Genomic DNA, 23,143 nt, shown 5'->3' with positions numbered 1-23,143 from the left:
CTAAAGTTTTTTTGACCGATACCAACTGGAGTCTCTATCCACTGACCTGATCGATACATGTTTACTGCATTTAATTTAAAATTATAATTATATTTCATACAAAAACCCCTTTCACTGGATTAGTCCATTAAAAGGGGTACATATCAATGATAGGCTCATTAGAGGTCTTTTTATCTTTGTTAATGTAACTCATGATTTAGTAGGATAGTTTCGATTCCAGCATTATCACTGCATAAACATATTTGGGTAAGAATGGGTCATAGGGATAGTCATAATCAAAAACAATAAGTGTTTCATGTTTCTTATCATGGTATTCAATTGATAGCTTGCGCTTATCATTCCGAATCAGTTTGAAAAGTAATATATTTTCTAATGGAAAGACATCTCTCAAGTTTTCGTCGATAATTTGCCAGAAAGTATCAATTATTTCAGGTGCAATCGAAGTAGCAACTCCAAAACTTGCATAGCGTTCTTTTGTATTTTGAAATGCCATAGGGTTATCCTTTCTAAGCGATAAGCAAAGCACTCCAAAGGAGGAGTGCTCAACTTTATTAACGATTCTTCAGTTCAAGATAACGTTTGTACCAAATTTTGATATAGGCTTTTGAAAAAGGCCCTTTCTCCTGATTAATCCAATCAACTAAAACCTTAACATTTTCTTTTAAGATATAATCAATATCAGCAGAGTAACACATTTTTTCCTTGTGTATCTCATATTCGTCTACATCTAATAATCTTTTTTCGCCATCTGCAAATACTTTAACGTCTAGATCATAATCAATATATTTGAGAGCTTCCCCGTCAAGAACATAGGGACTTGCTAAATTACAATAATAAGAAACCCCATTGTCCCTAATCATGGCAATAATATTGAACCAGTACTTTTTATGAAAGTAAACAACTGCAGGTTCCCGAGTCACCCAGCGTCTACCATCACTTTCAGTAACAAGCGTATGATCATTCACTCCGATAATAGCATTTTCAGTTGTCTTTAGTACCATAGTATCCCGCCAAGTGCGGTGTAAACTACCATCATGCTTATAACTTTGAATTGTAATAAAGTCGCCTTCTTTAGGTAATTTCATGCCTTACCAACTTTCTACAATTAAACTTATCTGATATATTTTAACACAAAAAAAAAATAAAATCACTCATTTTGAGTGACTTATAAGTATTCGCGCAAAGCACGGTTAATGGCATCAGAATCAAAGCCTTTCCGATAGAGAGCTGCAAAAAGTTTTTGCTGTAATTGGTAGCCGTCATAGCGCCTGCTAAATTTGCGGTGCTGCTTATCAAGTTCCTTTTCTAGAAGCGCATTACCATCTTCCTGATCAAGCTCAAAATGGAGGCTTCCCACAACAGCCTTGGCAGTGTCATAGGAGAAACCTTTAGTAAGAATTGACTTCGTAATTTTATCCTTCAAAGCTTTTTCCGGCAGACGACCCTGATAGTTATCTAAGAGTTTTTGGCCAAGCTTTACAGCTAGAGGGAAATAATCAAATTGATCAATGACCTGATCAATTAACCCCGCACTAATCCCTTTTTGCATTAATTTCTGCCTTAAAACCTGTGGTCCCTTATCACCGGACAAAGCATTTTGCCGTAAAAAGGACTCCACATATTTGGCATCATTAATCCAATTATTATCTTCCAAATCTTTAAGAATAGGGGCAATAGAAGCTTCATCAATATCATTCTTTAAGAGATAATCGCGAACCTGTTTCTTCGTACGCACCTGGAAAGAAATGAAATAAAGAGCTAGATTTTTACCGTAAGAAAATTGGGCAAATTCCCTGATTTCAGCTAATTCATCAGCACTTAACTCCTTATCTTTTGACAGCATGTATTTAACGATGGTATCTTCGGTAACATACAGCCTCTCTGAGTCATCGATTTCCAATAAATAAAGACGTTTTTTCTTTTCGATTTTGCTTATTTTCATACTAATCATTATAACAAATAAATGGTAAAATAGATGGTAAGAGTAAATTGTAATCGATAGAAATTTCTAAGAAAACGTGAAAAGGGAAAAGATGCCATACATAAAAGAGAAACAACGAATCAAACTAAAAATCAAGCGCATGGGCATTAACGGGGAGGGCATTGGCTATTATCAGAAAACCTTAGTTTTTGTCACAGGCACCTTGACCGGTGAGGAGGTGCTCTGCCAAATTACAGCCGTAAAACCTCGCTTTATGACAGCGAAATTAGTGACTATCCTCAAGGCTTCAAAAGATCGTGTTGAGCCCAAATGTCCTATTTATGAAGAATGTGGCGGCTGTCAGATAATGCACTTAGCCTATCCCAAACAATTGGATTACAAAGAGGATATTATCCGACAAAGTCTGAAAAAGTTTAAACCGGCAGGGTATGAATCTTATCAAGTGAGAAAAACATTGGCATGGATCACCCTTGGCACTACCGTGCCAAACTACAATTTCAGACTAGAGCCTTTGCAGGTAAAGTCCATGCGGGCTTATTCGCAGAGGGCAGTCACCGCTTGGTTACGATTGAAGACTGTATGGTTCAAGACAAGACAACACAAACCATTATCAATGATATTGTAAAATTATTAGATCGGCATAAATTGCCAATTTACAATGAACGTCAAATTGCAGGATTACGCACCGTCATGATTAGACGGGGCCAAAGTAGTGGCCAAGTGCAAGTAATATTTGTTAGTAGTTGTGAAATACGACTTGCCCCACTAATCAAAGACTTGGTCAGCATGCATCAAGATATCAAGTCAATTGCAATCAATATTAATAAAAGTAAAAGTAGTCAGATTTATGGCGAGGAAACTGAAATCATCTGGGGCCAAGAAAGCATTGAAGAAGAAGTTTTGGATTCTCAATTTGCCCTTTCCCCAAGAGCCTTTTACCAGCTCAATCCCCAACAAACACAGGTACTCTATGCCCAAGTTGTCAAAGCCTTAGATATCTCTGAAGAAGATCATATCATTGATGCTTATTGTGGTGTGGGAACCATTGGTTTTGCTTTTGCCAAGCAGGTCAAGAGTTTACGAGGAATGGATATCATCCCAGAAGCCATTGCCGATGCCAAAAGCAATGCAGAACGATTAGGTTTCACAAACACCTATTATGAAGCAGGTAAAGCAGAAGACCTGATTCCCAAATGGTATCAAGAAGGCTATCGTGCAGATGCCATCATTGTCGATCCACCTCGAACCGGCTTGGATGAAAAATTACTAAAAACCATCTTAACATATAAACCAGCAAAAATGGTTTATGTCTCTTGTAACACCTCAACCTTAGCAAGAGACCTAGTACAATTAGCAAAAGTTTATCAAGTCGAGTATATCCAGTCGGTGGATATGTTTCCGCACACTTCCCGTACAGAAGCTGTAGTTAAGTTGCTCCGCAAGTAGTAATACCTCCTCGCTTTTCCAATTTCAAAAGCTCAGTCTTTAGCTGTCCACTGGACAGCTAAACTTCCGCATACATCTAGAACTGAAGCTGTAGTTAAGTTGCTCCGCAAGTAGTAATATCTCCTCGCTTTTCCAATTTCAGTTTTGACTTGATGCTAACGATAAGTTATACATTATGATATTATTATCAAGTAAGAAAGTAATGATATCATAATGTAATTATCTGAATTTGAAAAGATGGTAAAAAAATTTGTACTATAAAAGTAGTATTCTTAATACTGGCAACTTGTATATTGAACAAATTGCTAAATTTGTTCTTTTCACAGATGTGCTTGTCGTACAATTAGCAAAAAAGATTGGAGGAGTATATAATGAGTATCACTTACAAAGATTTACTAATTGATGATTTAAACCGCGCTTACGAACGCTTTGAACGGGCTTTTGAAGGGGTAACCGTTGACCAAGCGAATGCCTTTCCAGTTGCGGAATCTGCCCCGCAAATTAAGTCCATGACTTGGCTTCTCTGGCATACGGCCTTGGTCCTAGACATCCAGATTGCAGAGTTGGCTGAGACCGAGAGTCTTTACAAGCAAGGATGGAAAGAAAAATTACCAGAAAATAAGGCAAAAAACCCCAGCTGGCTTCACACATTAGAAGATGCACAAACAATCACAGTAGATAATTTAGATAACCTATTTGCCTACTTTGTAGCAGCCCGAGACCAGGCAGTTTCATATATTAATAGTTTAACAGAAGACGATCTTGACGAAATAGTGGACGAGTCTTGGACGCCAGCCGTAACCTTAGGTGTGCGCTTAGTCTCAACGTTGGATGATATCACCATGCACTCAGGTCAGGTCTTTTATGCACGGCGCTTGCTGGGATTGGTGGATTAAGAGTTAATTAGAGACTATTATTTCAATGTTTATTTCTGACTGAAATCTAAATCCTTAATGATGTCGTTTTGGATTGTAATAGGATTCAATGTATTTACTGATTTCAAGTTGAGATAGTTCTATGGGTGCACAATATACTTCATTTAACGGACTTTTGAGTAAAGATGGCAGCTTGTAAAAGAATTCACGACATGGTACTCGACATAATAGAAAGAGATGGATAGGAACTCTTTGAAGTTGATTTAACCCATTGGTAAGTTAATGACTCTATCGTTGGTGATTTGAAGAATGATGTTCTAAAGCAGGTATATTGAAAATTAGGTTGGGGATTTGGAGAAAGTTCATCCTTCAAGTGTTTTGGGAAAGACTGTGTTTATCTAGTTTTTCCTTATTTCTTTCCAAAGGGAGTTTGTTAGTTTAGACAGAAAAAGTCACAAGAAGAGGCATACAAAGTTCTACGGCCCAAACAGATGATAAGTCGTGAAAAAACGACTTTGTTTTCAATTATTTTCAAGATTTCATATCAATAGAAATAGATAAAAATAACAAAATATGGAGATTAGCACAATTGTGCTTTTTCTTTTTATATTTTAAGAATAAATATTCTTATAAGGACATAAAAAAAGATTTTTTAGTAATTTCAGAGGATACGAAAAAATATATATAAAAGGTGTTGTTTTTGAATAAATACAAAAAAAATTAAAGGATAGTTATTATAATTATAAATTTTAAACTTTATTATAAAAAATTATAAAATATTTGATTTTAGCTAATTATTTTACAACTAAATAGCATGTGAATAAGATTAAAATAATTACAATAATTCTATTTTTTTGAATACTCCAAAGACTTTGAAAGCGGTTGCAAACTGACATTCCTTGTGATAAAATGAGGGCGAAATAAAGAAATAAATGAGTACAAAACTCTAAATTAGGAGGTCTGTCATGGCTAAATCTTATTCTAGTCATTCTACTTACGCTGATAGAGTTGTTAAAGGTTTATCAGCTTCATGCTTACTTCTTGCAACACTTGCTTTAGCACAACAAGCACAAGCAGAAGATGTTACAACAGTAGCTCCAACTGCTCCAACAACAACACAAACTGTAGCAGTTGCCCCAACAGCTACAACAACTGTTGCCCCAGTTGTTGAAGCACCAGCTCCAGCAACAACTACTGACACTAGTGTTACTGCACCTGTTGCTCCAGAAACAACCGATGCAACAACAACTACAGTAGATGCAACAGCTGACCAAACAACAACAGTAGCATCAGCACCGGCTACAACAGCTGTTACACCTAAAGCAACAGCAACTCCAACTGTTACAGAAGAAGTAAGTCAAACAGTTTACATGGATGTTACTAATAAAGTGACCATCTCTGCTCCAACAACAAGCCCAATAACTTGGACGATTCCAAACCTACCTACTAATACTTACGATATTAAAACAGGTACGTTTACAGGTGCGCCTTCATATACTGTGACTGAAACAAAAACGGCGACTGGAACAGACTATCAAATTGATATTGTCCCACTATTTGGTCCAGATCTTAGCTTACGTTGGCCAAATAACATCAGAAGAACTTATCGGGACTACATAGGTACTTATACCCTTCAAGGTGTAAGCCAAGATGGTTTAACAGTTATTACAAAAGAATTAATTCTTCGACCTTACGAAGACTATCAAACACATGAAGAACTCCTAAATACACTAGATGATGTTGCAGCAAACCATGCTACTGACCGTTTAGTTAAAGTAGAAACAATTGGTCAAAGTGCATTGGGCAATGATATTAAAATGGGTATTGTTGCTAAAGATCAAGCAAGTCTTGATAATTACCTTAATAATACAACCCCATCAATGTTACTAAATCCTGACCAAGCTTTAAAACTTTTGGCTCAAGGTCAATTTAATTATAAATTACCGATTCTCATCAATAATACCCATGCTGATGAACAACCTGGTATTGATATTGTAAGGGGATTATTTGAAGCTTTCTCAAGACAAACAGTGATTGACTATCAAACTGTTGACGCTAACAATACTCCAATGACAGTAACATTGGATATTCCAAAATTATTGGAAAAAGTTATCCTACTCTTTGATTTTACTGAAAATCCAGATGGAGATATCGCCAATACACGCGCTTTGGACAATGGACTTGATCCTAACCGTGATACAGGTTATCAAACCAATCCAGAAACACGTGCTATTGTTGAACAAATCAACAAATGGAACCCAATTGCTATCTTTGATGTTCACGGATTTGTAAAAGAATTCTTGATTGAACCATGTACACCTCCACATGATCCTAACTTTGAATATGATCTCTTTAAGGATAATCTAGTTGCTGGCGCACAAGCCATGGGTAATGCTGGAATCACTAACTCCCAATATGACAGCTACATCATACCAATGTTCGACTATGGTTCAGGATGGGATGATTCCTTCTCAGGTTACACAGCTGTTTATGGTTTATATCAAGGAATTTTAGGACATACCATCGAAGTACCTGGAACAAACCAAGAGTCCTATAAAGCAGGATACTATGCAGTATTAGCAGGGATTAATTATGATTTAGAAAATAGTGACCAGTTAATGAAGAAACGTTTGGAATTCTATTCTCGTGGTATTCATAAAGCTGAAGTAGAGGCTGCCGCTAACGAATTAGTCACTGTTGATGGTTCTGTTAAAGGAAGACCAACAAATGGGAACCCAACCTTCTTCCCAGATTATTATGTCATTCCAATGACACTATCAACAGAAAGTGATACAGACCAAGCCTTTAAGATGATTGATTACTTCCGTCGTAATGGTGTTATTCTTAACCAATTAACACAAGACGTAGCAGGCTACAAAGCTGGTGATTTAGTCATTGACATGGCACAAGCTAAGAGAGGATATGCCAACCACGTTCTTTACCAAGGAGCTAATGAGTCAGAATGGCCAGCAATGTATGCAGAATTAGTAATGAATTTCCCAGCAATGCGTGGTTTCAAAGCTGATGCTATCTATCAAGAAAGTCTTTTCGCAGGAAAACTTGGTAACGTAACCTTAACAAGTGCACCTCGTACAGCAGCAACCGACAAACAATACTATATTGTATCAAATAACTCACTGGCTGCAGTCCAAGCCGTTAATGCCGCTCTTATAGCAGGCAAAAATGTTTATTTAACTGACGATGGTTATGTAATGGATAAAGCAACATATGAAAGTGTTATTGCTACCTATCCACTATATGCTAAACCAACATGTATGGTGCCAGTTGGACAAACCCTTAAAGCAATGAATGTTTATGCACCTGGTAATCCAAATGCTTCACTTGGCTTTGATTCACCGGCTGAAGTTAGTCTTGCCTTAGCACAAATGGGCTTTAATGTTGTTGATTCAGCAGACCAAGCAGATGTTATTGTACTTGATAATGACGAATTTGATGCAAGTATTCTTGGTAAAAAACCAATTATCGTACTTGGTGGTGTTGCCATGGCTAAACTTGAAAGTCTAGGTGTACTTCCAGGTTTCGATGCAGCTATGACAAATGAAGATGAAGGTTATAGCTACGAAGGCTTAATGAAGATTGACCTTGATACTAATAGCCCTTACACAAGTGGATATGGTTCTGATGCCCTCTACTATGCAAATTCTGGTTCTTGGATTCAAGGAATTCCGGCAGGATTTATGAGTTTAGCAAATATCGAGGCAAGTGACTTCTATGTATCAGGTTGGTGGCCACAACATGAAGGGTTAGCAAATAAAACAGTTGCTGTCAGCGGAATTTTCCAAGGACAACCAATGTTCATCTTTGCTGGAAACCCAGTCAACAAAACACATACCATTAACTTCTACCGTTGGGTTAGTAACGCTATCTTCGGTACAAACTTAACTGAATTTGTAGAAGGTGATTGCCATAAACCTGCAACTGACAATAACACAGTTGTAACAGTAGACCATAATGGACAACAAGTCCAAGTTTACCAACAAGTTGCTTACGGACAAGAAGCTCCAGTAGCTGAAAAAGCAGCAGGTTTACCAGAACTTGCTGACGGAAACAGCAGCAAGAAAGAAAGTCAAATCTTCTGGGTTACTGGCCTTCTCGTTGCAAGTGGTGGACTCTTCGCAGCATTAAAACGTCGTGAAGAAGAAGAATAAGATGTCAAAAAAATCTGATAAGACGCAGTAAGAAGCTAAGGGAAACCTTAGCTTCTTTTGCTGAGAATGATTCGTTCTGGATAAGACAGTATCATTTCTAATTTTTGATTTCCTAAGGCATGTTTTTTTAGAGTGACTATTATCTCATTTCTGCTATAATGGAGAAAATAAGTGGAAAGAGAGCTTTTATGGAAAAAATTGATGTCTTTGCCCATGTCTTATTACCCCAATTTAAAGATGCTATCTTAAAAATAGCCCCTAGTATCCCTGAAAAAATGCCTTTTGTCCAACATCCTTTATTAGCTAACATGGAAGCTCGACGTCAAGCAGCACAAGACCATGTTAAGCAAGTTCTGTCATATGTAAATACCAATCCAGAGGATTATTTAGAACCAGAGCAAGCTGCAACCATGGTTGAAGCTGCTAATCATGAATTATTGGCATTAGTGACAGCAAATCAGGATATCTTTTATGGTGCTGTTCTCATGTTACCCATGAATAACATTCCGGCTTGCTTAAAGATTATTGAAAGAGTTGTTAATCAGAAAGAGGCCTTAGGCCTGCAGATTTTTACCAGACATTTAGGTAAATCCATAGCTGACCCAGTATTTGCTCCTGTCATTGAGGCCTGTGCACAAAGGGAAATTCCATTATGGCTACACCCTGTCTTTGATGAACGTAAACCTGATAATAATATTATTTTCTCTTGGGAATATGAACAAACACAGGCCATGTTACAGCTAGTTCAAGCTGGCTATTTTCAAAAATACCCAGACCTAAAAATCATCGTCCATCATGCAGGTGCCATGGCTCCTTATTTTGCAGGACGCATAGATCATATCCTTGCACCGGAACTAGCCAAAGATTTCCGTAAGTTCTATGTGGATACTGCCCTTTTGGGCAATAGCAAAGCTCTAGAGCTAGCCATTGATTATTTCGGACCTGATCATGTCCTCTTTGGGACAGACGCACCATTAGGCATTGCCCCAGCTGGCGCAACAAAGGAAATTATCCAAGCAATTACTCAGATGGAACTGCCAGAATCAGCGACAGCAGACATTTTCCAAAACAATTTCTTAAAACTAATAGGGAGACAAGTATGACCAATCCAGAAAAACAAGCCCCAATCATGCGCCTCTTTGAGCTAGAACCTATCCCGTCAACTTTGGAGACTTTCCAAAAAGTGGGTAAAAATAATTTGTTGCAATCTATTGAAAATGAAGAGGGAACTCTAGTCATGGCCTCTTGCCACCATGATAATCCAGAGCAACAGTTGGTTTTTGAACTTTATCAAGACGAGGCTTCTTATCGGGAACACATCCAGTCTGACCACTTTAAAACCTTCTTAGATTATGCGACAGATGGCCTTAAAAGTCGCAAGGTTATTATCTTACAAGCGGAATTACTTTTTGAAAAGGCAACTAAAAAAGTCTTTGAAGATGCCTCATCATTGAATATTCGTTTGGCCAAAATTAGCTTAGACCCTGAAGATGCGGCGACCTTTAAAGGCATTCTTAGTGAAGAAATGGCCACTTCGATTGCTAAAGAAGAAGGGGTTTTGGCCCTATTTTGCGGTCGCAATTTAGAAGATCTCAGTCAATGGTATTTCTTTGAAGTTTATCAGGACCAAGATGCTTATGACAAACATATAACAAGTCCCCACTTTAAGAAATATATTGAGACTTCAAAAGCCATTGTTCAAGATAAAGAGCTAGAAGTTCTAAATGGTATGACCTTTGTCAGTCAAGGGACAGCACACTACATTCTATAAAGGACAGGCTTCAAAAGACAGACTTCGTCTTATTATTGACAAAGCTTTGAGGAGAATTTTTGACCTCAAAGCTTTTTTATTTTATACTAAAATTCTAAGGAGTCTTTTATGATACGATTTGCGAGTTCTGCTGATGCCGAGCAACTCTTAGCGATTTACAGTCCTTATGTGACCCAAACAGCTATTACCTTTGAATATGACATTCCTACAGTTGAGGAATTTCAGGTAAGGATGGTACAAATCCAGACCTTCTATCCTTATCTTGTCTATGAAGAGGACGGAAAGATTTTGGCCTATGCCTACGCCACAAGCTTTCACTCACGCGCAGCTTACGCTTGGTCTTGTGAGGTCAGTATTTATGTCGCCATGAATGCTCGCGGTAAGGGGCTTGGTCCCAAACTCTATCAGGCTTTGGAGGGCTACTTGTCAGCGCAAGGGATTTTAAATTGTAATGCCTGCATTGCGACAGCACCTAATGAGACGCTATTTTTAAGTAATATCAGTCAAGTCTTTCATGAAAAGATGGGCTATCGTTTCGTTGGTAAATTCCATGGGTCGGGTTATAAATTTGACCAGTGGTTTGATATGATTTGGATGGAAAAATGCTTGGGTGAGCACAAACAAGGTCTTGAGCCGCCCCGACCGATACATGAGGTAGTAAATAATGGAAAAGCCTATTAGCAGTTTGAAAGTCAGTCAGTTCTACTTATCAGAGCGGAAATTAAAAGCCATCGAAGAGTGGCTGACCGAAGATCCGGACTCTCTAAATGAACCAATCATTATCCGAAAAATTAATGGTCAGGATACGATTCTTGATGGTCATAGCCGAGCATTTGTAGCCTATCAAAAAGGCTGGCAGACCATTCCTGCCCAATATGATGAGCAAGATCAGTGGCCGCATTACCAAACTTGTGCAGAAGAAGCAGTGCGTCAAGGGATAAACAGTGTCCTTGACTTAAAAGATAGAATTTTAGACGACCAAGATTATCAGGAAAAGTGGATTGCTTATTGCCAATCCTTGTCTGAAGTTAAAGTCGTCAAAAAAATTCATTTAACTGGGGACAGCTTAATGGCTAGGCATGAAGATGCAGATCAACCCATGGTCAACCTCATGCTCCATGCTCTTGATGAGAATTTAGTCATTCATAACACAGCCATTTCTGGCAACTCAACTCGAGATTTGTTAGCCCGCTATCAGGATATGATTTTAGAAGAAGAATCAGATTACCTCTTTGTTTTAGTGGGGACAAATGATTTATCGACTGACCGAGATATTGCTATTGATGAATTTGAGGCCAATCTGGAACGTCTGATTGAAATCTTTGAAACCCGTTATCCACGGAAGCATATTCATTTTCTTTTACCGCCACCAGTAGATGAGAGTAAAATGCATCTAAGAACGAATGCCAATATTGCTGCATATGGGCATACCATTGTTGAGGTTTGTCAACGTAAAGGCTGTCAAGCCCTTGATTTGAACCAAGCTTTCAGAGATGCCGCCACTAAAGAAGTCCCACTAGACCAATTGCTGATTGGTGTCAAGGATGATGGCCTTCATTTTGGTCGTAAGGGTTATCATATATTGGCAAAGACCATTTATCAAGCTCTAAACTAAAAGCTTATGATTCCATAAGCTTTTTTTACTTACATTCAGGAAGAAATCAAGATGTAAAAAAGCCAATCCTTAAGATTGGCTCATTTGTTCGATTTGATATTGTTTAGAGACATAGTCAATAAAGTCTTGGATTGCTGGGGCCTGTGTCTTGTTGTTGAGATAAGCTAGGTAGTAGTAGCGTGAATTTTTGAGAGCGTCTACTTCTATGATGTCAACATCAATCGTCTTTAAGAAATCCATTTTTGGTAGGAGGCAATGCCAAAGTTTTGTGATACTAAGCCGGCGATGGTTTCATCCTCTTCAACTTCAAAGGTAATGTTGATTTGGTTTTTATAGTCTTTATAAAGCTCTTCGACAACTGGGCGAACCCCACTTTTTTTGGAGAACCAGATTTGAGAATAAGCTAGGGTATCTTCCAAAGTCACTTTTTCTAATTGACTAAGTTCATGTCCTTTGGGCACCACAATGACCATATCCTGGATAGCAATTGGAACAAATGTGATTTGTGGGTCGGTATCGATTTTTGAACAGAAGGCTAAATCATACTTGCCATCTATTAAACCTTTTAATAGGTCTGTTGTCATTCCGCTATCATTATAGAAGATAAAATTAGCGGGAGAATGAGGGTGCTTGGTTAAGAATCGTCTTGTTAAATTTGGGACGATCCGATGACTGAGGATTCTCAACAAGGCAATATTAATATCTAATTGATCTTGGTCAAGCGATTGCAGTTTTGAGACACTTTTATCAATAATATTGAGCGCTTTTTGAATATCTTTCGCAAACTCCCGGCCATTGGCTGTTAAGACCATATTTCGCCCTTGTTTTTCAAAGAGTGGTTGTCCTAGCTCAGTTTCAATCATATTGATGGCATGACTTAATGTTGGTTGCGTAATGTGTAGCTGCTGAGCAGCTTTTGTGTAATGTTCCAAATTGGCAAGTGTGATGAAATAGCGTAAGTGTTGTAAATTCATAAGCAACTCCTTCAGTTCATAATTCTATTTTAACAAAAACCATAAATTTTTTCTATGGAAAGCTTTTCAAAAATCAATTGGATTTTGTGATTTTTTTAACTTATAATAAATTTGTAAATGAATGTTAAAAGATTAACAAACTTTTGGAGGACTTATCATGTCAAAAGAATCACCTATCACCATTAGCTCTTGGACACTAGGAGAAACATGTCTCTTTGAAGATCGTGTCAAAGCTGCAAAAGAAGCAGGTTACGAAGGGATTGGCCTTCGTGCAGAAACTTATGTCGATGCCTTAAATGAAGGTTTAACAGACCAAGATATCTTGGCTATCTTAGCAAAATATGACATTAAAGTCACTGAAGTAGAGTATATTGTTCAGTGGGCTGAGGAACATCGTTCTTATGAACAAAAATACAAAGAACAAATGTGTTTCCATATGTGTCGTCTTTTCAATGTTGGTCACATCAATTGTGGCTTGATGGAAAACTATTCCATTGAGTATACTGCTCAAAAATTAAAAGAACTTTGTGGACGTGCTGGTGATTTAATTATTGGTGTTGAACCAATGCCTTACAGTGGTCTCCCAGATTTTGACAAAGCCTATGCGGTGGTAGACGCCTCTGGCTGTGATAATGCCATGTTAATTCTTGACACTTGGCACTGGGTCCGTGCTGACCAACCTTATCGTCAGCTTACAGCTGAGCAAGCCGCTAAGGTTATCTCGATTCAAATCAATGATGCTTATGATCGCCCATATGCGGCAGCCATTCTCCGAGACGAATCAATGCATGACCGTTTGGCTCCAGGAACAGGGGCTAAGGACACTCTTGGTTTTGTTAAGATGATCAAGGAAGCGGGAATTAAACCTAAGGTGATTGGTGTTGAAGTGATTTCAGATGCTATCTTGGCTCAAGGCTTAGATTATGCTAGTCAACATACATATGACAATACGGTTAAGGTGCTCAAGGAAGCTTGGCCAGAACAGTTGGTTTAAAAGGCTATCGGCAATTACTCTAAAATAAGCTATAATAGAAAGACAGGTAATATCATGACAGAACAATGGTTAGGTTTGGAAGGTAAAGTCGCAGCAGTTACAGGAGCTGTCGGCGGTATGGGAAAAACAATCGTTCAAGAATTTGCTAAGCAAGGGGTTAAAATCGTCCTTCTTGATATCAAAGAAGAAGAGCTTAATGCTTACGCTAAAGAAATTTCAGACACTTACGGTGTTGAAACACTAGCAATTGTCACTAACTCAACGTCAGAAGAAGCTGTTGACAATGCAGTTGCTAAATCTGTGGAAACATTTGGTCAGGTTGACATTTTGGTTAATACGGCAGCAATGCTTCGTGCCTGTCCTTTAGAAGATTTACCCTTGGAAGAATGGCGGCAAACAGTAGATATCAACTTAACAGGTTATTTCTTGGTATCTCAACGTTTTGGTCGTCAAATGATTAAACAAGGCAAAGGAAACATGGTTCATGTCTCAACCATCGCTTCTGTCTTCCCAGAAACTTATTCTGCAGCTTATAGTTCCACTAAAGCAGGCGTTAATATGATGTCTCGTCAAATGGCTGCTGAGTGGGGGCAATTTGGTGTTCGCAGTAACTGTATTCAACCATGTTTTGTAAAAACACCACTATCAGAAGCTTTCTATGCGGATCCTGAAGTTGAAAAAGGACGCAAAGCTTTAACAGCCAATAAACGTATTGGTAACACTATGGATATTGCTAATGCTGTTCTTTATCTAGCAAGTGATCGTTCAGACTATACAAATGGTCATGAGTTACGTGTTGAAGGTGGCTTCGGCATTATGATGGGTGACCAAACACCAAAACCTGGTGGACGTCGTGAATATGCTGAAAAAGAGCACAACGCCTACCTAGAGCGCATCAAAGCTAACAAGTAATTAAGGAGTCTGCTTAGTCAGGCTTGCAAAGGAGAAAAGATGTTTAAGAACAACAAGTACAATTTTACAGCGATCCTATTATGGATGACTTATTTCTGTCATGGGATTCAAGCCATCATTATTTCACAAAATGCAGATTTCTTCGCTCATAAATGGGGTGTTGCTGCCGCAGCCGTTTTTGCGGTTATTGCTTGGACAGGTTTAGGTAAGATTTCCTTCCTGACATTCTCTGGTGCTTTATCAGATAAAGTTGGTCGTAAACCCCTTATCGTTTTAGGTCTTATTGGTTATGTGATTATGTTTGGTTCTTTCTTAATTGCAACAAACTTAATGATGGCCAATATCTTAGCCTTTATCGGTGGTGCGATGACATCTCTTTATGATGGTGCCATTAACCCAGCTTTGTTTGAAATGTACCCTGAAAACAAATCAACAGCTTCAATCTTCAGTAAAGCTTTCATCTCAGTATCATCAATGCTTTACCCATTATTTGTAGCTTACTTAGTTAGTCATAAAATGGCTACTGAAATTGGAATCATGGTTCCTTTCATCCTTAGTATTGTCGTTTTAGTAGGTGTCTTAATCGCTCGTTTCCCTGATAATGATATTCGCAAAGAACAAAATGTTTCAGCTCGTGAAGCCATCAAAATTCTCGAAGCCAAACAAAGTACAGCGCAAACAACAACTAACCAAACAGCTAGTCGTCAAAATTCTGCTAACTTTGCTATTGATGGTGTTATCTTATCAGCTTTTGCTTTTACCATTTACTCAACGTTCTACTTATTCCAACAGGCATCTAAATTGTATGCACAGAATGTTATTCACATGTCAGAAACAGGAGCAGCAGCTGTTACTTCTTACTACCAATTGGGTGGTTTAATTGCCACAATCGTCTTTGCCTTCTTAATGGCGCGTGGTATTCGCGATATTGCCTTGCTTGTTATCAGTCCAATCTTTGCTGGCCTTGCTGGATTACTAGTATACTTTGTTCCAACAGCAGCAACCTTAACTTTTGCAGGTATTATCATTGGTTTCTTCGCTGCAGGTGGCTTATTACAAATGGGGAATGCTGTTCTTAACCAATTCTTTGATAAAAATAAAGGTCGTAATACAAGTATCTATTACTTTGTTATGGCACTTGGATCATACATTGTACCGATGTTAGCTTCTAAATTAATTGCTGCTAACCGTGCAGATTTAATCATGTTATTCGTATCAGTATGTGGCTTTGCTTCAGCAGCTTTAATGATGGTTGCTGGTAAACGTTACGGCCATATCTTTGGTGTTCCAGTCTTCTCCAATTCAAAAAAAGACTAAGACATAACGTTTAAAGAATATTATGCAAGGAGTATCATTCAATGAAAAATAAGTATGTGCCGACCATTGGGGCACTTTATATCAACTATATTTTTCAAGGAATTGCCGCCATTATTATTTCTCAAAATATGGTTATCTTAGAAGGTAGATGGCAAGCGTCTATCAGTCAAATTACCTTAGTCATTAGTGCCATCGGCTTTGGTCGTGTTTTGAGTGTTAACTTGGCTGGTTTAATTTCTGATGCTCTGGGTCGCCGTAAGGCAGTTTTGTTAGGTGTTTTATCTTACATCATTTTCTATTTAGGATTAATTTTTTCAACCAACTACATGATGGCATTTGTTTTTGCAATCTTTGCCGGTATTGGTAATTCTTTCTTAGATACTGCCACATATCCGGTTGTCGTTGAGGCTTTCGAGGAGCATAATAGTAACAGTGCCCTTTCAGTTCTTAATAAAGCCTTTATCTCCGTAGGACAATTTTTACTGCCTCTAGTGACCAGCTTTTTACTTCGCAATCATTTCTATTTTGGCTGGACTTTCATTGCTGCTGCTCTCTTTTTAGCAGGCAATGCCTTATTACTCTTGAAATTACCATTTCCTAAATTGCAAAAAGATACAAATAAAGAAGTGGTCTCCGAAGCTGAGCTATTGGCTTCTGCCAAACCTTTATGGAACCAATCACAATTTGCTATTGAAGGGGTTTGTTTACTAGTCTTTTCTCTAGTTTCAGTTTCTCTATTTAATATTTTTATTATTTGGATTCCGACCTTTGCAGAGAGTGTTGTTGGTATTGCCAGAACGGATAGCTTAATGTTTGTCAGTCTTTATAGTATCTTTTCTTTCGTTTCAGTCTTTATCACATCAGCCGTTGTTAAACGTGGTGTTAATGTTGTGGCTTACATGATCTTTTGTACCACTATTTCAGCACTTGCTTTAACAGCTATGTTGGTCTTTCCAACAATTTACACCTTAATTTTTGCTACGTTTGCCATTGGTTTCTTTGCTGCTGGTGGTATCTGGCAATTGGGGCTAGCGACTTTATTAGACTTTTTCCCACAAAGAAGAGGTCTGGTGACCAGTTACTATTCATTAGCGACATCAGTTTCTGTTATGGGTTCACCCTATATTACGGGTATCTTGGCCGAAAATAATATTCGCTTGGTCTTTTATCTAGTTGTTGGCTTAGCACTACTTGGAACTTGTGTTCTATCAATTGTTGCTTATCGTTATAAAAAAGTTTTCTTATCAGAAACTAACATTATCAGTCTTAATCAATAGAGAGGTATTATTATGTCAGAACGTTTATCAGGTCACACTTTACTTATTTCGTTAATTGCGACACCAATTCGCCATAGTTTATCACCAAAGATGCACAATGAAGCATTTGCCAAACTCGGACTAGACTATGCTTATCTTGCATTTGAAGTTGGTAACGAAGAATTAAAAGATGCTGTTCAAGGAATCCGAGCTTTAGGAATCCGTGGTTCAAATGTCTCCATGCCTAATAAACAAGCCATCATTCCTTATTTGGATGAAATCTCACCAGCAGCTGAGCTTGTTGGTGCTGTTAATACAGTTGTGAACAAAGATGGTAAAGGTCACTTGGTTGGTCATGTTACTGATGGTACAGGTGCTGTACGTGCCCTTGCTGAAGAAGGGGTGGACATTAAAGACCAAATTATTACCCTTGCTGGTGCAGGTGGTGCAGGTACAGCCATTGCTGTTCAACTTGGTTTGGATGGGGCTAAAGAAGTCCGTATCTTTAATCCTAAGGATGCTGCTTATGCCAATGCTGAAAAAACTGTTGAAAAAATTAACAGTAGAACAAATACTAAAGCTAGCGTAACCGATTTAGCTGATGATGCTGCCTTTAAACAATCCATCGCTGAATCATCTATTTATATCGATGCTACTGGTGTTGGGATGAAACCATTGGAAGATTTAAGTTTAATCAATGATCCAGAAGTGATTCGTCCTGATTTAGTTGTCTTTGATGTGGTTTACAGCCCAGCAGAAACAAAACTTTTGAAATTTGCTAAAGAACATGGCGCTAAAAAAGCATTAATGGTCTAGGTATGATGCTCTATCAAGGTGCTGAAGCCTTCAAACTCTTTACAGGTGAAGATATGCCAGTAGATTACATTAAAGACTTACTTTTTAAGGAAGAAAACTAAAGATAAGAAGAACAGCATGCTTAGTCATGCTGTTTTTGTTTATCTTTCAGAAATTTTGGTCCATGTAATCTATAAAAATTATCTATTGATTCACAAAAAAAGATGCATTAGATTTTAAAAATTCCTCATGCTATACTATTAGTGAAAAGTATCACATTTATCATCGGCTGATTTTGTTAGTTGGTAGAATGTGGTCCAGAAGCTTTCATGAGAATAGGAAAGGTATTAAAGATATGGTAAAAACAGTAACAATTGGAGATTTGGTCATTGGCCAAGGTCAACCTAAAATTATCGTACCCATCGTCGCCAAAAATACAGAGGCTATTATCCAAGCTGCCGAAGAAATAAGTCAGATTGATTGTGATTTTGTGGAATGGCGGATTGATCATTTTGAAAAAGTCCAAGACTTTGCAGAAGTGGCTCGTTTGTCAAAACAAGTTAAAGCAACATTAGCTAAACCCCTTCTGGTGACCTTTAGAACACACAAGGAAGGTGGCGTTTGTCCCTTATCTGATGAATCCTATTTCCAACTCTATCAAGAATTAATTGAGAATGGTAGTCTTGATTTATTAGACGTGGAACTCTTTATGCCAGAAGCTGGAGTCGCAGACTTAATCACAAAAGCACATGAAAAAGAGATCAAAATCATTATGTGTAACCATGATTTCGATAAAACACCAAGTCAAGAAACCATTGTTGAACGCCTAACTTTGATGGAAGAAAAGGGTGCTGACATCTGTAAGATTGCGGTGATGCCACAAAGCAATCAAGATGTTTTGACCTTAATGGCCGCAACAGCCCAAGCAAGACAAAAACTTGAACAACCCTTGATTACTATGTCGATGGGCTCACTGGGAATGGTAACACGTGTTTCTGGAGAGGCTTTTGGCTCTGCCGCAACCTTTGGTGCCGCACAAGAGGCATCAGCTCCAGGACAGGTTCCAGTTGCCTTATTACGCCAAATTTTGACAACCTTTAAATTGAACTAGGAAAAGGAAGAGATATGACCAAAGAATTACTTGATCAGCTAACATTACCAAATGGACAGTCTTTAAAAAATCGCATCGCCATGGCACCTATGACGACACAATCAGCTTATTTTGACGGTTCTATCACTGAAGAATTGATTAAATATTACGCAGAACGTTCTGGTACAGCAGGAACAATCATCGTTGAAAGTGCTTTTGTTGAAGACAAAGGCCGTGGTTTCTTCGGTGCACTAGGTATTGACCATGATGATAAAATTGAAGGCTTAAGTCGTCTCACACAAGCCATCAAAAATAAAGGATCAAAAGCCTTAATTCAAATCTATCACGCCGGACGTATGGCTTGGCCAGAGATGAATGGCGGTGCTAACCCTATTTCTGCCTCAGCAGTAGCAGCCCTTCGTCCAAATGCACCAGTACCAACCGAAATGACTCACCAAGAAGTCTTGGAAATGGTTGCCAACTTTAAAGAAGCTGTTCGACGTGCTATTAAAGCAGGCTTTGATGGTGTCGAACTCCATGGTGCAAATACCTATCTTTTACAACAATTCTTTTCGCCACATTCTAACCGTCGACAAGATGCTTGGGGTGGCAGCCGAGAAAAACGAGCTAAATTCCCCTTGGAAGTATTAAAAGCAGCCCACCAAGCCGTTAAAGAAGAAGGAGTAGACAACTTCATTATCGGATACCGTTTTTCACCAGAAGAATTGGAAGAACCAGGTATTCACTTCGAAGACAGCATGTACCTGCTCAATACTTTGGCAGAAGAAGGACTTGACTATGTTCACTTCTCAATGGGAGCCTATCTCAGAACATCAATCGTTGATACCAATGACTTAGAGCCAACCATCGCCAAATACCACAGCCTCAAATCAGAAAAATTATCCCAAGTTCCAGTCATGGGCGTTGGCGGCATCTTACAAAAAGCCGATGCTGAAGATGCCTTAGCAGCAGGTTACGACTTAGTAGCTATCGCAAAAGGATACCTGGTAGAGAATGATTGGGCCCAAGCCACCATAGCTGACCAACAAGTTCCTGCATATGCTGATATACATGACCGGGAAAAATTAGTTATCCCTACCCCATTGTGGAAATTTATGGATGACACCTTCTTCTTGGTGAAAGACACAGTTGCAGAAGCTAAAAAAGCGGAGCGTCTCAAAGAATTGATGACTAAACCATTGGAATATAAAGCTGGTGAGTATCGTGTCATGGCTCATGGACATAACAGTGAGTTGCCAATGAAAGTTACCTTTAGTGATTCAGCTATCACAGCAATTGAAATTGACAGTGCTGGTGAATCAGCTGGACTTTCTGATTTGGTCTTTGAAAAAATGCCAAAACAAATCATTGATTTCCAAACCCTTAATGTTGATGCCGTTTCTGGAGCATCCTCAACTAGCCAAGGGGTTATTGATGGGGTATCTGATGCCGTTCTTGAAGCCAGTGGACAAGATGCCGTTGATGTCTTAAAAGCGCGTCCAAAACCAACAGTGGTCCGTTCAACAGAAGTGGTTGAAGAAGCTGCTGACCTTGTTGTCGTTGGTGGTGGGGCAGCTGGAATTGCTGCTGCCCTTAGAGCTGATGAGTTGGGCTTAAAAGTTACCCTCGTTGAAAAACTCAGCTTTATCGGTGGTGCCATCTCCGTATCCGGTGGTAACCAAGTGGTTATGGGTTCACGTTTACAACTTGAAGAAGGCGTTCAAGATGACAGTCCAGAACTTATGTACGAAGACTTCATGGCCAATGGTAACCATAAAAACGTCCCAGAATTGCTTAGCCTATTAACCGAAAATGTTGGCCAAGCAACAGACTGGGTTCACGATTATATCGGTGTTCAGTATGACAAAGGCTTGCATATCTTAGCCGAGTATCGTAAAGACCGTGAATTGGCTTATGCCCATGGGGGACATGGCTTCGCAGATACAGTCCGTTCAAAAATGGCAGCATCAGGCGTGACCTTACTATTACAAACAAAAGCAGAGAAACTCTTACATGACGGCCAAGGGAATGTAACAGGCTTAGTAGCGGTAGAAGAAACAGGTAAAACCCACCGCATCCAAACCAAAGGGGTTATCTTAACAACAGGTGGTTACGGTAATAACAAGGCCCTTCTTACAGATGAACTTAAGGGTGTTCTCTTCTACGGAACAAGCTCATCAATGGGTGAAGGTTTAATGATGGCGCAAGTCCCAGAGATTGATGCCGCAAGTCGTCTGATGGAATTTGGTAAAATCTATCCAAATGGGGTCGAAGTAGCACCAGGTTATGCTAAATCAACCATTGGTGGTAACTTAGTTGTACTTAAACAAAATGGTCTCTTAGTCAACACCGACGGTCAGCGCGTGGTTAATGAACGTGCAAGTAACCATGACATCCTAGAGGTGCTGATGGAACAAAAAGCTAAATTATTGTACCTTCTTCTAGATCAAAGTCATTTTGATGTCTTTCGTAAAGAAATTGCTGAAGGTGGTATCTCAGAAGCTGAAGTTGAATCATGGTTAGCAGCTAACGGCCAAACAACGCCATATCTCTTCCACGCTGATACCCTTGAAGAATTAGCTGAATTGGCAGGAATGGATGCTACTAGCCTTGCTGAAACGGTAACTCGTTACAACGGCTTTGTTGAAGCTGGTCAAGACCAAGACTTCCACCGTGAGCTCCGCTTTTTACAAGAAAAAGTCGGCCAAGGTCCTTACTACATGATTGAGCAACGTCCACGTTTTGCCACAACCATGGGTGGACTTGTGGTTAACGATAAGCTGGAAGTTGAAAACAGTAAAGGCCATGTTATTTCAGGTCTCTATGCGGCCGGAGAAGTCGTTGGTGGGGTTATGGGAACAGACTCGCCATCAGGGGCAAACAATGCTTGGGCCCTTACTTCAGGTAAATTAGCAGCCGAAAGTCTGGCAGCCAAAATCTAAAGAATTTCCTCTAGCAAAAGCTCAGGTGAGTGATCATTTGGCTTTTTGATTGGTTCAATGGCCGAGCTGAGAATGTGGTATACTAGTAAAGGTAAAAAAGGAGTTAAAATGTTAGATATTCTCATCAAAGCTAGCGCTTTTGTACTGGTGGTCCTGCTAGGTTATTTATTTAAAATCGGAGGCATTATCTCGGATAAGGAAGGCAGAGCCATGGCCAAAGTGGTTATGAATGTGACCCTTCCCTGTGCTTTATTGATTTCCGCAAAAGCCATCACCATTACAAACCAATTGATTATTCCCATGCTCATTGCCCTTTTAGCAAATTTTGTCATGCTTTTGATTGGCTATCTCAAAAGTCGAGGGAAAGAGTCCGTTGCAGCTTCGCAAGAAATTATTCAGTTAGCTGGCTATAATGTGGGAAATTTTGCATTTCCTTTTGTTCAAAGTTTCTTCCCCGCCTCTTATTTGCTAACGGTTATACTTTTTGATATTGGGAATGCTATTATGGTCTTTGGTGGCAATGTCTCCATGGCTAGTGGTTTAGCCAAATTGGACGGACGCATGACCTTGAAGAAATTTTTGGCTAAACTGTTCCATTCCGTTCCCTTTTGCACTTATCTTTTCTGTTTCTGTCTAGCCTTACTACACCTAGAGTTACCTTCGGCCGTCCTAACCATTGCAAAAATTGGTGCTGATGCTAATCCTTTTATGGCTATGTTGGTCTTAGGGATTATGGTAGATCTTCGGATGAATAGAGAAGAAGTTGTCGAAATTGGTCGTCTCCTAGGACTTCGTTTATTGGGGTCAGGAATCATGATTGCCTTAGTCTATTTATTGCCAGTATCTGCAATAGTTAGAGATATGTTAACCATTTGTCTCTTAGCGCCAGTAGCTGTTGTTTCCCCGCTCTTTGCGCGTGAACTGGGGAGTAAAAGCCCTATTCCAGCGACCATCAATTCATTGACTATTATTACAAGCATTATCTTAATAACACTTTTTATTATGATACAAGCTTAAAGTGATCTGAAATGACGAATTTTTTCTC

At 38.9% G+C, this 23,143-nt stretch carries 16 protein-coding genes and 3 pseudogenes; 15 read left to right on the top strand and 4 right to left on the bottom strand.

The annotated features are described in order from the left end of the window. Positions 1 to 179: 179 nt before the first annotated feature. From AT575_RS06005 to recX, 3 genes and pseudogenes are all read right to left on the bottom strand, one after another. Positions 180 to 493: pseudogene (locus AT575_RS06005) on the bottom strand (DUF960 domain-containing protein). A 58-nt stretch (positions 494 to 551) separates the two neighbouring features. Then, positions 552 to 1,085, bottom strand: coding sequence for a nucleoside tri-diphosphate phosphatase (gene ntdP, locus AT575_RS06000; protein ID WP_102777582.1), 534 nt, complete (start codon positions 1,083 to 1,085; stop codon positions 552 to 554). Positions 1,086 to 1,165: 80 nt separating this feature from the next. Continuing rightward, positions 1,166 to 1,942: a recombination regulator RecX gene (gene recX, locus AT575_RS05995; RefSeq protein ID WP_102777581.1), complete on the bottom strand. Its 777-nt coding sequence runs from the start codon at positions 1,940 to 1,942 to the stop codon at positions 1,166 to 1,168. 91 nt (positions 1,943 to 2,033) lie between these two features. On the opposite strand from recX, the pseudogene rlmD reads away from it, so the two are divergent. The 7 genes and pseudogenes from rlmD (at position 2,034) to AT575_RS10825 (ending at position 11,818) form a co-directional block, all read left to right on the top strand. Beyond that, a pseudogene (gene rlmD, locus AT575_RS05990) lies at positions 2,034 to 3,388 on the top strand (23S rRNA (uracil(1939)-C(5))-methyltransferase RlmD). A 377-nt stretch (positions 3,389 to 3,765) separates the two neighbouring features. After that, a complete protein-coding gene (locus AT575_RS05985; RefSeq protein WP_165778653.1) occupies positions 3,766 to 4,284 on the top strand; it encodes a DinB family protein in 519 nt (172 codons plus the stop codon). 944 nt (positions 4,285 to 5,228) lie between these two features. After that, a complete protein-coding gene (locus AT575_RS05980; RefSeq protein ID WP_102777579.1) occupies positions 5,229 to 8,432 on the top strand; it encodes a zinc carboxypeptidase in 3,204 nt (1,067 codons plus the stop codon). Positions 8,433 to 8,620: 188 nt separating this feature from the next. After that, positions 8,621 to 9,535, top strand: coding sequence for an amidohydrolase family protein (locus AT575_RS05975; RefSeq protein ID WP_102777578.1), 915 nt, complete (start codon positions 8,621 to 8,623; stop codon positions 9,533 to 9,535). Further along, positions 9,532 to 10,203 carry a putative quinol monooxygenase gene (locus AT575_RS05970; RefSeq protein WP_102777577.1) on the top strand — a complete coding sequence of 224 codons (672 nt, stop codon included), beginning with the start codon at positions 9,532 to 9,534 and terminating at the stop codon, positions 10,201 to 10,203. The genes AT575_RS05975 and AT575_RS05970 overlap by 4 nt, the downstream gene beginning before the upstream one ends. A 108-nt stretch (positions 10,204 to 10,311) precedes the next feature. Continuing rightward, positions 10,312 to 10,884 carry a GNAT family N-acetyltransferase gene (locus tag AT575_RS05965; protein WP_102777576.1) on the top strand — a complete coding sequence of 191 codons (573 nt, stop codon included), beginning with the start codon at positions 10,312 to 10,314 and terminating at the stop codon, positions 10,882 to 10,884. After that, complete coding sequence (locus AT575_RS10825; RefSeq protein ID WP_245871485.1) at positions 10,868 to 11,818, top strand: GDSL-type esterase/lipase family protein; 951 nt, start codon at positions 10,868 to 10,870, stop codon at positions 11,816 to 11,818. The genes AT575_RS05965 and AT575_RS10825 overlap by 17 nt, the downstream gene beginning before the upstream one ends. Positions 11,819 to 12,045: 227 nt before the next feature. Here the strand turns inward: AT575_RS10825 and AT575_RS05950 are convergent, their stop codons facing one another. Further along, on the bottom strand, positions 12,046 to 12,792 hold the full coding sequence (locus AT575_RS05950) for a LysR family transcriptional regulator (protein WP_245871483.1): 747 nt from the start codon (positions 12,790 to 12,792) through the stop codon (positions 12,046 to 12,048). Positions 12,793 to 12,949: 157 nt separating this feature from the next. On the opposite strand from AT575_RS05950, the gene AT575_RS05945 reads away from it, so the two are divergent. The 8 genes and pseudogenes from AT575_RS05945 to AT575_RS05910 all read left to right on the top strand — a co-directional run bounded on the left by AT575_RS05945 (position 12,950) and on the right by AT575_RS05910 (position 23,115). After that, positions 12,950 to 13,786 carry a sugar phosphate isomerase/epimerase family protein gene (locus tag AT575_RS05945; RefSeq protein ID WP_102777575.1) on the top strand — a complete coding sequence of 279 codons (837 nt, stop codon included), beginning with the start codon at positions 12,950 to 12,952 and terminating at the stop codon, positions 13,784 to 13,786. Positions 13,787 to 13,840: 54 nt separating this feature from the next. Continuing rightward, positions 13,841 to 14,698 (top strand): SDR family NAD(P)-dependent oxidoreductase, encoded by an 858-nt coding sequence (locus AT575_RS05940; RefSeq protein ID WP_102777574.1) that lies wholly within the window; start codon positions 13,841 to 13,843, stop codon positions 14,696 to 14,698. 39 nt (positions 14,699 to 14,737) lie between these two features. Next, positions 14,738 to 16,015, top strand: a complete 1,278-nt coding sequence (locus AT575_RS05935) for an MFS transporter (RefSeq protein WP_102777573.1) — start codon at positions 14,738 to 14,740, stop codon at positions 16,013 to 16,015. Between the two features lie 41 nt (positions 16,016 to 16,056). Continuing rightward, on the top strand, positions 16,057 to 17,292 hold the full coding sequence (locus tag AT575_RS05930; RefSeq protein ID WP_102777572.1) for an MFS transporter: 1,236 nt from the start codon (positions 16,057 to 16,059) through the stop codon (positions 17,290 to 17,292). Positions 17,293 to 17,304: 12 nt separating this feature from the next. After that, positions 17,305 to 18,188 (top strand): annotated as a pseudogene (locus tag AT575_RS05925) (shikimate dehydrogenase). A 233-nt stretch (positions 18,189 to 18,421) separates the two neighbouring features. Beyond that, on the top strand, positions 18,422 to 19,177 hold the full coding sequence (aroD, locus tag AT575_RS05920; protein ID WP_102777571.1) for a type I 3-dehydroquinate dehydratase: 756 nt from the start codon (positions 18,422 to 18,424) through the stop codon (positions 19,175 to 19,177). A 14-nt stretch (positions 19,178 to 19,191) separates the two neighbouring features. After that, positions 19,192 to 22,098: an NADH-dependent flavin oxidoreductase gene (locus AT575_RS05915; RefSeq protein ID WP_102777570.1), complete on the top strand. Its 2,907-nt coding sequence runs from the start codon at positions 19,192 to 19,194 to the stop codon at positions 22,096 to 22,098. 108 nt (positions 22,099 to 22,206) lie between these two features. After that, complete coding sequence (locus AT575_RS05910) at positions 22,207 to 23,115, top strand: AEC family transporter (protein ID WP_102777569.1); 909 nt, start codon at positions 22,207 to 22,209, stop codon at positions 23,113 to 23,115. Positions 23,116 to 23,143 lie beyond the last annotated feature (28 nt).

This window comes from Streptococcus penaeicida (assembly GCF_002887775.1).
In the GTDB taxonomy this organism is placed as follows: domain Bacteria; phylum Bacillota; class Bacilli; order Lactobacillales; family Streptococcaceae; genus Streptococcus; species Streptococcus penaeicida.
The sequence above is the reverse complement of the archived record's forward strand: the minus strand, read 5'-3'. Positions and strand labels throughout refer to the sequence as shown.